Origin of the sequence: Pseudomonas sp. Ps21-P2 (genome assembly GCF_039672565.1) — a bacterium.
Lineage (GTDB): Bacteria > Pseudomonadota > Gammaproteobacteria > Pseudomonadales > Pseudomonadaceae > Aquipseudomonas.
Genome location: NZ_JBDFPL010000011.1, coordinates 1 through 12,191, shown reverse-complemented (window position 1 = coordinate 12,191; position 12,191 = coordinate 1). Strand labels below are relative to the sequence as shown.

At 60.1% G+C, this 12,191-nt stretch carries 13 protein-coding genes and 1 pseudogene; 8 read left to right on the top strand and 6 right to left on the bottom strand.

Features of this window, described 5'->3' with window-relative positions:
* The first annotated feature begins 10 nt into the window (after nt 1–10).
* From phoU to ABEH28_RS24190, 3 genes are all read left to right on the top strand, one after another.
* On the top strand, nt 11–769 hold the full coding sequence (phoU, locus tag ABEH28_RS24200) for a phosphate signaling complex protein PhoU (RefSeq protein WP_133773894.1): 759 nt from the start codon (nt 11–13) through the stop codon (nt 767–769).
* A gap of 173 nt (nt 770–942) precedes the next feature.
* Nucleotides 943–1,848, top strand: coding sequence for a response regulator (locus tag ABEH28_RS24195; RefSeq protein WP_346631284.1), 906 nt, complete (start codon nt 943–945; stop codon nt 1,846–1,848).
* 278 nt (nt 1,849–2,126) lie between these two features.
* The gene (locus tag ABEH28_RS24190) at nt 2,127–3,035 is read left to right on the top strand and encodes a M23 family metallopeptidase (protein ID WP_192174551.1); all 909 of its coding nucleotides are present in this window, start codon (nt 2,127–2,129) and stop codon (nt 3,033–3,035) included.
* A gap of 21 nt (nt 3,036–3,056) precedes the next feature.
* Here ABEH28_RS24190 and ABEH28_RS24185 read toward each other — a convergent pair whose 3' ends face one another.
* The 3 genes from ABEH28_RS24185 to phoB all read right to left on the bottom strand — a co-directional run bounded on the left by ABEH28_RS24185 (nt 3,057) and on the right by phoB (nt 6,537).
* Nucleotides 3,057–4,397 (bottom strand): hemolysin family protein, encoded by a 1,341-nt coding sequence (locus ABEH28_RS24185; RefSeq protein WP_192174552.1) that lies wholly within the window; start codon nt 4,395–4,397, stop codon nt 3,057–3,059.
* Between the two features lie 100 nt (nt 4,398–4,497).
* The gene (gene phoR / locus ABEH28_RS24180; protein ID WP_346631341.1) at nt 4,498–5,757 is read right to left on the bottom strand and encodes a phosphate regulon sensor histidine kinase PhoR; all 1,260 of its coding nucleotides are present in this window, start codon (nt 5,755–5,757) and stop codon (nt 4,498–4,500) included.
* A 90-nt stretch (nt 5,758–5,847) separates the two neighbouring features.
* On the bottom strand, nt 5,848–6,537 hold the full coding sequence (gene phoB, locus ABEH28_RS24175) for a phosphate regulon transcriptional regulator PhoB (protein WP_037016751.1): 690 nt from the start codon (nt 6,535–6,537) through the stop codon (nt 5,848–5,850).
* A gap of 194 nt (nt 6,538–6,731) precedes the next feature.
* On the opposite strand from phoB, the gene ABEH28_RS24170 reads away from it, so the two are divergent.
* Nucleotides 6,732–7,088 (top strand): hypothetical protein, encoded by a 357-nt coding sequence (locus ABEH28_RS24170; protein WP_346631340.1) that lies wholly within the window; start codon nt 6,732–6,734, stop codon nt 7,086–7,088.
* 35 nt (nt 7,089–7,123) lie between these two features.
* Here the strand turns inward: ABEH28_RS24170 and ubiA are convergent, their stop codons facing one another.
* Together ubiA and ABEH28_RS24160 are read right to left on the bottom strand one after the other, a co-directional pair.
* Nucleotides 7,124–8,014, bottom strand: a complete 891-nt coding sequence (gene ubiA, locus ABEH28_RS24165; protein WP_346631283.1) for a 4-hydroxybenzoate octaprenyltransferase — start codon at nt 8,012–8,014, stop codon at nt 7,124–7,126.
* Nucleotides 8,014–8,592, bottom strand: coding sequence for a chorismate lyase (locus tag ABEH28_RS24160; protein ID WP_346631282.1), 579 nt, complete (start codon nt 8,590–8,592; stop codon nt 8,014–8,016). The genes ubiA and ABEH28_RS24160 overlap by 1 nt, the downstream gene beginning before the upstream one ends.
* A 371-nt stretch (nt 8,593–8,963) precedes the next feature.
* Between ABEH28_RS24160 and ABEH28_RS24155 the strand changes: the two genes are divergently transcribed.
* From ABEH28_RS24155 to ABEH28_RS24140, 4 genes and pseudogenes are all read left to right on the top strand, one after another.
* Nucleotides 8,964–9,131 (top strand): rubredoxin, encoded by a 168-nt coding sequence (locus ABEH28_RS24155; protein WP_002555879.1) that lies wholly within the window; start codon nt 8,964–8,966, stop codon nt 9,129–9,131.
* 34 nt (nt 9,132–9,165) lie between these two features.
* Nucleotides 9,166–10,314 (top strand): FAD-dependent oxidoreductase, encoded by a 1,149-nt coding sequence (locus tag ABEH28_RS24150; protein ID WP_346631281.1) that lies wholly within the window; start codon nt 9,166–9,168, stop codon nt 10,312–10,314.
* Nucleotides 10,315–10,502: 188 nt separating this feature from the next.
* Nucleotides 10,503–10,772 (top strand): annotated as a pseudogene (locus ABEH28_RS24145) (HU family DNA-binding protein); the annotation flags it as partial.
* Between the two features lie 328 nt (nt 10,773–11,100).
* Complete coding sequence (locus ABEH28_RS24140; protein ID WP_192174557.1) at nt 11,101–11,475, top strand: helicase; 375 nt, start codon at nt 11,101–11,103, stop codon at nt 11,473–11,475.
* 105 nt (nt 11,476–11,580) lie between these two features.
* Here ABEH28_RS24140 and ABEH28_RS24135 read toward each other — a convergent pair.
* Nucleotides 11,581–12,191, bottom strand: a 611-nt coding sequence (locus ABEH28_RS24135; protein ID WP_346631280.1) for a transposase, incomplete at its 5' end; no start/stop codon positions are given.

The window sequence follows — 12,191 nt, the reverse complement described above, 5'->3', positions numbered from 1 at the left end:
ACGGACACTCATGATCAAAGACAGCCATACACATCACATCTCCCAGCAGTTCAACGCTGAACTGGAAGAAGTTCGCAGCCACCTGCTGGAAATGGGTGGTCTGGTCGAGAAGCAGGTCAACGATGCGGTCACCGCGTTGATCGAAGCCGACTCGGGCCTGGCCCAGCGGGTGCGCGAGGTGGACGACCGCATCAACCAGATGGAGCGCAACATCGATGAAGAGTGCCTGCGCATTCTGGCCCGTCGTCAGCCTGCCGCGTCCGACCTGCGTCTGATCATCAGCATCTCCAAATCGGTCATCGACCTTGAGCGCATTGGCGATGAGTCCACCAAGATCGCCCGGCGCGCGATTCAGCTGTGCGAAGAGGGTGAGTCGCCGCGTGGTTACGTCGAAGTGCGCCACATCAGCGATCAAGTCAGCAAAATGGTGCGCGATGCACTGGACTCGTTCGCCCGCTTCGATGCCGATCTGGCGTTGTCGGTTGCGCAGTACGACAAGAACATCGACCGCGAGTACAAGACCGCATTGCGTGAGCTGGTCACCTACATGATGGAAGATCCGCGTTCGATCTCTCGCGTGTTGAATGTGATCTGGGTCCTGCGTTCCCTGGAGCGCATCGGTGATCACGCGCGCAACATCTCCGAACTGGTGATCTACCTGGTGCGCGGTACCGATGTCCGCCACCTGGGCCTCAAGCGCATGCAGGAAGAAGTGAAAGGCCTGACCGCCGAAAGGATTAATGTTCTGGACACGCCTGACGATAAATAAGATTGCCTGAGAAAAAACGCCTGGCGACCGCCGGGCGTTTTTGTTTCTCCGGTCTGCCCATATTTTTCAAGTCACCCGCGAATAAAAGTCCCGGTGTCGTCAAACAGTTTGGCAGCTGGTCACCCGCCAGCGAATGCTCGCCATTTACGGTGAACACGCCATCAGGAGCGTCGATGAGTAAAGTCAGTGTATTGGTGGTGGATGACGCACCGTTCATCCGTGATCTGGTCAAGAAAGGCCTGCGCAATGCCTTCCCGGGAATCGCTCTGGAAGACGCAGTCAATGGTCGCAAGGCGCAAGTGCTGCTCAGCCGTGAAGTGTTTGATCTGGTGCTCTGTGATTGGGAAATGCCCGAAATGTCCGGGCTCGAATTGCTGACCTGGTGCCGCCAGCAGGACAACCTGAAGACCATGCCTTTCATCATGGTCACCAGCCGTGGCGACAAGGAAAACGTGATCCAGGCGATCCAGGCCGGCGTCTCCGACTTCATCGGCAAGCCGTTCACCAACGAGCAACTGCTGACCAAGGTCAAGAAAGCGCTGCACAAGGTCGGCAAACTCGACGCGTTGATGTCCAGTGGCCCGGCCCGCGTCAATGCGGCGTTTGCCAATGACTCGCTTGGCGCACTGACAGGTAACCGCCCTGAAACCGTCAGCGCTTCACCCACTGCGTCGGCAGCACCTCAAGCCGCTCAGCCTATGGTCCAGCCGACAGCTAAAGCTGCTCCTGCCGCTGCACCCACCGGTCGTGGTCAGGGTCAGTTGCGTCTTTCGAGCGGGAACCAGCCCTGCGTTATCAAAGCGCTGACGCTCAAGGAGGCCTCGCTGCTGGTCCGCCGTGGCGAGGTCCTGCCGCAGATCCTCGAAAGCGCCGTGCTCGATCTGGAGCAGGGCGAGAACGCCGAGGTGGCGCGTCTCAATGGTTATCTGCACGCGATTGCCGCGTTCGAGCAGAAGCCGGACAGCGAGTGGCTGCAGGTCACCTTCCGCTTCGTCGACAAGGACACCCAGAAGCTTGATTACCTGTCGCGCCTGATTGCCCGTGGCACCGCGCAGAAGCACTTCGTGCCGGGCGCCTGATCCGCTGCGCATTCACCTGGGGGAGCGACCGGGATGGCGCTCTACCTTGCTCGCGATGAGACCGGTACATCCGCTAAATGTGCTGCGGTCGGGCGTCCCTCTTCGCGAGCAAGCGCACTCCCACTCTATCCAGCATAGAAATTGCAATTCCGATCGCGCCCCGTCCTGACGCGATTTCCTTGACGCTTCGTCTATTACCGATTGATTCGGATGAGTCCAATTGCGTCGGCATCGCTGTTAGGCTGGGCGCCAATCGTCCACTCACCAGGTCTATCCCGATGTTAGAGCGCGTGCTGGTTGTCTGTGCCTTACTGCTGGCCACGCAGACCGCCGGGGCCGTCACGATCTATCGGTTCACCGATGCCAATGGCGTCGTGTCGTTTACCGACCAGCCTGTGCGTGGCGCGGAGGTGATGAAGCTCCGCGAGCGCATGGTCGAGCGCATCGACAGCCAGGTGCGCCTTAGCGTCAAGAAAGCCAATGGCAGTGACAGCCTTTATGTTCGCAATGATCTCTACGCGCCGGTAGAAGTCGAGCTGCGTCTGGCCGGGGTGAAGAACGTGGTGGGCGTGTCGGACCAAGTCATTCGCCGCACAATTCCAGCGCGCAGCAACGAACGCCTTATCGCCCTCAGCCCGCAAGTCGCCAGCAAGGCCATGGCCTACAAGCCCAGTCTGCGATCCATCGTCGGCGACCCGCAGCGCGGCGTGTCAGCGAACGGATTTGCCTATCGCTATCCATTGCCGTGGGTGGGCGGGCCGTTTCGCATCAGTCAGGGTGCCAATGGGTCTTACAGCCATGTAGGCGCCAAGAGCCGCTACGCGATCGACATCGCCATGCCCGAAGGCACGCAGATCATCGCTGCGCGGGGCGGTACTGTGATCAAGACCGAGAATGCCCAGTCGGGCCGAGGCGCCAATCCATCAGGCAACTTCGTGCGCATCCTGCACGACGACGGCACGATGGGCGTTTATCTGCATCTGCAGCAGGGATCGGTGAGCGTCAAGGAAGGCCAGCATGTGGCAGTGGGCGCGCCGCTCGGACGGTCCGGCAACACCGGCAACAGCACCGGCCCGCATTTGCACTTCGTGGTGCAGCGCAATGTCGGGCTGGCGCTGGAGTCGATCCCGTACGAATTCTCGCAACCGGTCCAGAGCCTGCCTAACTTCGCGATTGGCGGGAATTGATGATCTGCCCGGACGTGCAGATCAATCCAGCTTCAACACCTTCGCCAGCACGATCTTCGGGCCTTTCATCTTCTTGATGATGATGCGCAGGCCTTCGACTTCCATGACTTCCTCTTCCTCAGGCACGCGCTTGAGGCTGTCGTAGATCAGGCCTGCGAGGGTCTCGGCTTCAACGTGGTCCAGATCGATGCCCAGCAGGCGCTCGACCTTGAACAGCGGCGTATCCCCACGTACCAGCAGCTTGCCCGGCTGATAGGCCAGGATCCCGCGCTCGGCCTTGCGGTGTTCGTCCTGAATGTCGCCCACCAGCACTTCCAGAACGTCCTCCATCGTCAGGTAACCGATGATCTTGCCGTCGGCTTCCTCGACCAGCGCAAAGTGCGCGCCGCCCTGACGGAACTGCTCGAGCAGGCGCGACAACGGCATGTGCTTGGACACGCGCTCCAGCGGCCGCGTGAGCTCGGCGAGATTGAAAGACTCGGGGATGTGGTCCAGCGCCGCCAGCTCCAGCAGCAGGTCCTTGATGTGCAACAGGCCCACGAATTCATTGCGGTCCGAGTCGTACACCGGGTACCGGCTGAACTTGTGCCGACGGAACATCGCGAGGATTTCTTTGAGCGGGGCGTTGAATTCCAGCGAGACCATGTCTTCGCGGGAATTGGCCCAGTCCACCACTTCCAGCTCGCCCATTTCCACGGCGGAGGCCAGCACGCGCATGCCCTGGTCGCTTGGGTCCTGACCGCGGCTTGAGTGCAGGATCAGCTTGAGCTCTTCACGGCTGTAATGGTGCTCGTGGTGGGGGCCGGGCTCGCCCTGGCCGGCGATGCGCAGAATGCCGTTGGCACTGGCGTTGAGCAGGTAAATGGCCGGGTACATCGCCCAGTAGAAGAGGTAGAGCGGCACCGCCGTCCACAGCGACAACAGCTCGGGTTTGCGAATGGCCCAGGATTTCGGGGCCAGCTCACCCACCACGATGTGCAGGTACGAAATCATGAAAAAGGCGCTGAAGAACGACACGCCTTTGACGACTTCAGGCGATTCCACGCCGACCGTCTCGAGCAACGGCGCCAGCAGGTGCGCGAACGCCGGCTCGCCGACCCAGCCCAGCCCCAGCGACGCCAGCGTAATACCCAGCTGGCAGGCCGACAGATAAGCATCGAGCTGACTGTGAACGGTGCGCAGAATGCGTCCACGCCAGCCGTTTTTCTCGGCAATGGACTCGACACGGGTGGAGCGCAGTTTGACCATGGCGAACTCGGCCGCAACGAAAAATCCGTTGAGCAGAACCAACACCATTGCGAAAAGAATCATGCCGAAATCGGCGAAGAGTGAAGCCAGGCTGATACCAGGGGAAGGGTCCATGATGGGGTTTTGCAGGTTCCGTTTTGAAGTGTGGAATGAAACAAGCCCTCACAATTGGAGGGCACAAGGGACGCAATTTAACGGCTATCTACAGGCTTGCCTAGGCTTTGGTCATCTGGGCCGGGGCAAAGTTGCAGATAAACACACTGCCCTTGCCGGGGACGCTGTTGATTTCCAGTACCGCGCGGTGGCGCAGCAGCACGTGCTTGACGATCGCCAGGCCCAGGCCTGTTCCGCCGGTGTTTGACGCGCGGCTGGAGTCGACGCGGTAGAAGCGCTCGGTCAGGCGCGGGATATGTTTGCTGTCGATGCCGATGCCGGAGTCCTGCACGCTCAGGTGCGCGCCACGCCCGTCACTCCACCAGCGGATGCGGATCTTGCCCTCTGCGGGCGTGTATTTGACCGCGTTGAAGATCAGGTTGGAGAACGCGCTGCGCAGCTCCGCCTCGCTGCCCTTGAGGCTGACGTCGCTTTCCAGCTCCAGGGTGATCTGCTGGTTCTTGCTCCCCGACAGCGCCTGGGCATCATTGGTGATGCTCTGCAGCAGCGACAACACGGCGACGGGCTGATTGTCGGACGGGTAATCGGTGGCTTCCAGCTTGGCCAGCAGCAGGAGATCGTTAAGCAACGTCTGCATGCGTCCGCCTTGCTGATGCATTTGCTGCAAAGCACGGACCCAGCGCGGATTCACTTCTTCGACGTTATCCAGCAGCGTCTCCAGGTACCCGCAGATGACCGTCAAAGGCGTGCGCAGCTCGTGGGACACGTTGGCGACGAAGTCTTTGCGCATCTGCTCCAGTTGATGCATACGCGTCACGTCGCGCACCAGCATTAAATGCTCGTTGTTGCCGTAGCGGGTGATCAGCATCTGAATGCGCAGGCGGTCATTGACCGGCGAAGGAATCTCCAGCGGCTCGGCGTAGTTGGCGTGCGCGAAGTACTCCTTGAAGCGCGGGTGGCGCACCAGGTTGGTCACCGGCTGACCGCTGTCCTGGGGCGTCTTCAGGCCCAGCAAGGTTTCTGCCGCGCGGTTCCACCATTCCAGGTTGCCGTCGCTGTCGAGCATGATCACGGCATCTTTCAGCGCGGCGGTGGATTCCTGGACACGGTCGATAACCGCTTGCAGGCGGCCACGCACGCGCTGATCGCGACGCTGTAAATGGTAAATGCTGTCGAAGACTTCACCCCACAAGCCATAGCCATCGGGCGGCGGCTCGTCGGGTTTGTGATGGCGAAGCCAGTCATGCAGGCGTAGCAGCTGTTTGAGGGTCCAGGCCAGATAAAGCCCCAGACCGACTGCCAGACACCCGCCGTAATGTCCGCTGATCAAACCGGCCAGCAGCGAGGCTGTGACCAACATCAGCAAGTGGCGGATCAGGGTGCCATGCCAGTTGTGATTCAATTAACGCGTCCTTGTCTTCAGCGGTCTGAATCGCTGCCAAACGCTTTTTCAGCTTTTGGTGGAGAAACGGTAACCAGTACCGCGGACGGTTTGTACCAGATTTTCGTAAGCCTCGCCGAGGGCTTTGCGCAGACGCCGGATGTGGACATCCACGGTGCGCTCTTCCACGTAGACATTTCCGCCCCAGACCTGATCGAGCAGCTGCCCGCGGGTGTAGGCGCGTTCCTGATGGGTCATGAAGAATTGCAGCAGGCGGTATTCGGTCGGGCCCATCTCGGCAGGTGTGCCGTCTATGGTCACGCGGTGGCTGATCGGGTCCAGCAGCAGACCGCCGACTTCGATCGGGGATTCGCCATCGTTCGGGGCAGCCCGGCGGAGCACGGCCTTGAGGCGGGCGACCAGTTCGCGGGGAGAGAAGGGTTTGGTGATGTAGTCGTCGGCGCCGACTTCGAGGCCCTGAATCTTGTTGTCCTCTTCGCCTTTGGCCGTGAGCATGATGATCGGGATGTCGCCGGTCAGCTCGTCACGTTTCAGGCGGCGTGCCAGCTCGATGCCGGATGTACCCGGCAGCATCCAGTCCAGCAGGATGAGGTCCGGCTTGCGGTCGACGATAACGGCGTGGGCCTGTTGCGAATTCTCAGCCTCAATGCAGTCATAGCCGGCCATTTCCAGTGCGACGGCAATCATTTCGCGAATGGGCGCCTCGTCGTCGACGATCAGAATGCTCCTGCCAACCATGCCTCGAACCTCATGTCATTTAACTGTCTTGGGGCGCATTAGATAACGGAATTATTGCAGTCGTGTGACAGGTTAGTTCGAGCTAGGCGTATTCGCCGGTCTAGCGCTAAGCTGGCGACTTGTCCTACAAGAAATGTCCATCCAGCGACAAACAAAAAGAGGATTCATCCATGGCTAAAATTTCTTCTGCTCTGATGCGCCTTTTGGCGGCGGCAGCGTTGGCATCTTCCGGCATGGCATTCGCTGCCGCGCCGGCGATGACCAGTGACGGCATGCTCACCGACCACAAAGGCATGACGCTTTATACCTTTGATAAGGACACCTCCGCGGGCAAGTCCGTCTGCAACGATCAGTGCGCAACCAACTGGCCGCCGCTGACTGCCACAGCAAGCGACAAGCCTGAGGGCGACTGGACCATTATCAAGCGCGATGACGGCGCCTCGCAGTGGGTTTACAAGGGCAAGCCGCTGTACTTTTTCAAAAGCGATAAGGCTGCTGGCGACAAATCCGGCGACGGCAAGGGCGACGTCTGGCACATCGCCAAGCCATGATCTGAGCCTTCGCGCGCTGCGTCGGCCCGAATCGGTCAGCGCAGCGCGTAGTCCAGAACGATACCGATAAAAATCGCCAGCCCCGCCCAGTGGTTGTGCAGAAAAGCCCTGAAGCACGCTTGAGGGTCTTTGTCCCGCGTCGACCAGAACTCCCAGGCGAAGCATCCCGCCGCCACCAGCAGGCCGATGAAGAAGTACAGGCCCAGCTCGAAGCGTGTACCCGCCAGCATCAGGCAGAACAATGCCAGGCATTGCAGCGTCAGGATGATCACCCGATCCGCGTCGCCGAACAGCACGGCCGTGGATTTTACGCCGATCTTCAAGTCGTCCTCGCGATCCGTCATCGCGTAATACGTGTCATATCCCACCGTCCACAGCAGATTGGCGATGTACAGCAGCCACGCGGCAGCGGGCAGCTCGCCGGTCTCTGCGGTAAACGCCATCGGCATGCCCCACGAAAACGCAGCGCCCAATACCACTTGCGGGTAGTAGGTATAGCGCTTCATGAACGGGTAGCACGCCGCGAGGGCAAGACCGCCGAACGACAGCCAGATCGTCGTCGCGTTAGTGAACAACACCAGCACAAAGCTCAGCCCCACCAACACGGCGAACAGAATCAGCGCTTCCTTTGACGTCACCCTGTCACTCACCAACGGCCGTTGCTCGGTGCGTTTGACGTGGCCGTCCACCTTGCGGTCGGCGAAGTCGTTGATCACGCAGCCCGCCGCGCGCATCAGGAACACGCCGATGACGAAAATCAGCAGCGTGCTCAGGGAAGGCGAGCCTTTGCCTGCAATCCAGACCGCCCACAAGGTCGGCCAAAGCAACAGATAAATGCCGATGGGCTTGTCGATGCGCGTGAGCTGGATGAAGTCCCAGGCGCGTGGGTGCAGACGGTTCAGGGATTTGAGCAACGACAGATACATCAGCGGCCCTCTTGGGCATGCAGTGGAAGGTTGGCTTCGATGGCGCGCCATGCGGTGGGCAGAAACACTTCCGCCACCAGAATGCTCAAGATCCCCCGGCTGAAACAGGAGCGGCGTCCCCACAAGCCCGGCTGTGCGTCAGTCTCGGGCAGCCATTGCGCAGGATAGCGGCAGACCTGCAGCGGACCGCGGGCGAAGGCTTTATCGCTGAACAGCAGTTCGCCCAGCGATCGGGTGCCGAGTTCGTCCATGTGCAGGCCGTCATGCTCCAGAGCGCTGCGGGCGGCGACACTGCGGGCAAACACCCATCGTTCGTCACGGCCCAGCAGATAGACTTCACGCACCCAGCCTTCGCTGCCCTCAGGCAAGTGCAGCGCGGCGCATTCATCTTCACGCAGGCGCTGCCAGCCTTCGAATTGCGGCTGCACGCAGAAATGATTGTCAGAGAGCCGGGTCAGGCGTCGGGTCAGGGAATCTTCGTGGAACAGCCACTCAAGAACGACGGGTGAGGGGGCTTCGATCAACTGATCGCGCAAAAGCCACTCGGGCGCTGGAAATGCAGGGGTTTGCTGGATCACGGGAGACAAACACAGGCGGCAATCGAGGCGGCGAGCTTAGCATGATTGCGATTTTTGACCGACGACCGGAGCCCCCCATTGCTGCGCTGAGACACTTGACGCATTCCCGGCTAAAGCCAGTCCTACAGGATATGCAGTGTTAGTAGGACCGGCTTCAGCCGGGAAGAGGCCGGTTTGGGCGCTATCAATCTTGCGGCATGACGCTCGACGCCATCGCAGCTAGAGCCAATCCTCCGAAAAGCGCGCGAGTCGTGCATCAATGAAACTTGCGTCATTGCGCTGTGATCAGTAAAAGGCCTGACCCATTCGAAAACTTCGCGACGACAGCGGAGCGTCTGGGACGCCTAGCCTGAAACCAAGAGAACCGACCAATGAAAAAGTGGCAATGCATAGTCTGTGGCCTGATCTACAACGAAGCCGACGGTTGGCCGGATGACGGCATCGCGCCGGGCACGCTCTGGCAGGATGTGCCGGAAGACTGGCTGTGCCCTGACTGCGGCGTCGGCAAAATGGATTTTGAGATGATCGAAATCGGCTGATCCGCCGACTTCCACGACCCCTCTGGAGAAATGAATGAACGCACCTGTCGTGATCATCGGTACCGGGCTGGCGGGCTATAACCTCGCCCGCGAATTTCGCAAGCTGGATGGCGAGACGCCGCTGTTGCTGATCACCGCCGATGACGGCCGTTCGTACTCCAAACCCATGCTGTCCACCGGCTTTGGCAAAAACAAGGAAGCCGACGGCTTGAGCATGGCCGAGCCAGGCGCCATGGCCGAGCAGCTCAAGGCCGAGGTGCGCACGCACACCCGCGTCAGCGGCATCGATCCGGGTCACAAGCGTCTGTGGATCGGCGAGGAAGCGGTCCCGTACCGCGATCTGATTCTGGCGTGGGGCGCGGAAACTGTGCGCGTGCCGGTGGCCGGTGATGCCGCCGATGCCATATTCCCGATCAATGATCTGGAGGACTACGCGCGTTTCCGTGCTGCAGCCGCCGGCAAGAAGCGAGTGCTGATTCTGGGCGCAGGCCTGATCGGCTGCGAGTTCGCCAACGATCTGATCCTGGGCGGCTACGAAATCGACCTGGTTGCGCCGTGCGAGCAGGTGATGCCGACGTTGCTGCACCCTGCGGCTGCCGCAGCGGTACAGGCCGGACTGGAAAGCCTGGGGGCGCGTTTTCATCTCGGCCCCTTGCTGACACGGCTTGATCGTGCCGACGACGGGCTCGAGGCGCACCTGTCGGATGGCGAGGTGCTTCACTGCGATCTGGTGGTGTCGGCCATCGGCCTGCGGCCCCGCACTGATCTCGCCGCAGCGGCCGGCCTGGAGATTGGGCGTGGCGTTGTGGTCGATCGGCATTTGCAGACCTCCCACGCCAATATCTATGCACTGGGCGACTGCGCTGAAGTTGATGGCCTGAATCTGCTTTACGTCATGCCGCTGATGAACTGCGCCCGGGCATTGGCGCAAACCCTCGCCGGCACGCTCACACCCGTCAAATATGGCCCGATGCCGGTCACGGTGAAAACGCCTGTTTGCCCGCTGGTAGTGTCGCCGCCGCCCAAGGGCTCGGAAGGTGTCTGGACCGTGGAAGGTGAGGGCGCCGACATCAAGGCACTGTGTCTGGACAGCGACGGCAACCTGCTGGGTTACGCTCTGACAGGCGCGGCGGTGATGGACAAGCTCGCCCTGAACAAGGCTTTGCCCCCGCTGCTGGCATGATTAACAGTCGTTCTGTCGGATAAGCCATCTTTTAGTTGAAACAAACGTGGCCCACGTACTGGCGCGGGTCCCGGTGGCGTGCCATTCTCATTCCGGTCTGCCGCAACGTAGAGCTGTTGCGGCACCTGCTCGCTGTCCGCAAGGGCTGCACGGGACATAAAAACAAAAAACCGTAAAAGAGGCTTCATATGCGTAAACCAGAACTCGCAGCGGCTATTGCCGAGAAAGCAGATCTCACAAAAGAACAAGCCAATCGCGTCCTCAACGCGGTGCTCGACGAAATCACCAACGCGCTGCACAAAAAGGACAGCGTCACGCTGGTTGGCTTCGGCACTTTCTTGCAACGTCATCGTGGCGCCCGCACCGGCAAGAACCCTCAGACCGGTGAGCCCGTCAAGATCAAGGCCAGCAACACGGTGGCATTCAAGCCGGGCAAGTTTCTCAAAGACAGCGTCAATCCGGACTCGGCAAAGCCAGCGAAACCAGCCAAGCCGGCTGCAGCCGCCAAAGATGCCAAGCCAGCCAAGGCCCCAGCGGCCAAGGCACCCGCAGCAAAGAAAAAGTAATTCGCTGAGCGCTCTGCGGAGGGCGAGCAGCATGGAAATGGGCATACCGATCAGTCGGCGTGCCCATTTTTTTATGGCCGGTGAATCGACCGGCGCCGACCCGCGCGTCCCGTCTAGCCCGCCACTTTGCGACTGACCGGTTCTGCCTGCTCGCCGGACAATCAAGCTCGCTACACTGCGGCTGTCACCCTGACCGCCGCTGATCCCATGAGGCCCACGCATGAAGTTTCGTTTTCTACTCTGGATGTTGGGCCTGTTGATGGCCCGCGCCAGTCGCAATAATCCCGCGTTTCAGCAGCAACTCGCGGGGAAGGATCTGGCTTTCCAGTTGCAGACGGCTGACGGCAAGATCGCCCGGCACTTCATCGTGCGCGATCAGCGCGTCAAGAGCCGCGCTGGCACCTTTGCGGCGCCTGCGTTCGTGATCTCTTTCAAAGACGCCGATTACGGCTTCGCCACAATGCAGGCCCGGAACAAGCAGCTCGCATTCATGCAGGGCATTCAGGACAAGGACATCCTGGTCACCGGCAACGCGGGACTGGTGATGTGGTTCCAGGGGCTGACGAAGTATTTGAAGCCGAGGAAGAAGAAATAGTTGAATGCTCAGGCCTCTTCGTGAGCAAGCTCACTCCCACGAGTGCAGCGGCGTGCCTGAGATGTTGCGTCAACCCAGATCCTGTGGGAGATTCTATGGTTGTCATCAAGCCAAAATCCCCCCTTTCGGTTGATATTCGCTTTGGTTTTTCATCAGGGAGAACGCGATCCGAGCGAGTTTACGGCCGAGCATGACAAGCACCTGGGTCGTCGCTTTTCCGCTGCCCAGGTGTTTGTTGTAGAACGCTTTCCAGGCAATTGATCGGCTCGCCGACATAGCGGCGTTGTGCAGTAATCGGCGAACTTCCGAGCACCCTCGCTTTGTTAAAGATCTTCGGCCGTTTTTTTGGCCCGAGTCGCTCACTCTTAGGTCCATGCCCAAAAAAGCGATGAAAGAGTCGCCGCTGTTAAAGTCGCCTCGGTTATATGCCATGACCAAAGCAGTTGCGGTCAGAAAACCGATACCCTCGATCGCTTGGCAACGTGCCACTTCTTCAAGCAAACCGGCTTCTCGCAAGACATCTTTGAGTTTTTTCTGGACGAGCAGGTCCAGGCGCTCAACCGATTTGAGAAAAGTGGCGAACACAGCTTTCAAACTGGCGTCATTTGCCCAGCTCTGGGTCAGGCTGGTTTTGGCCTGAACCAGCGAAGCCCTGCGCCGCAGAAGGCTTTGCAGCTTGCCGTAGACGGCGGGAGGTGGAGTCCAGGGGCGTAAAT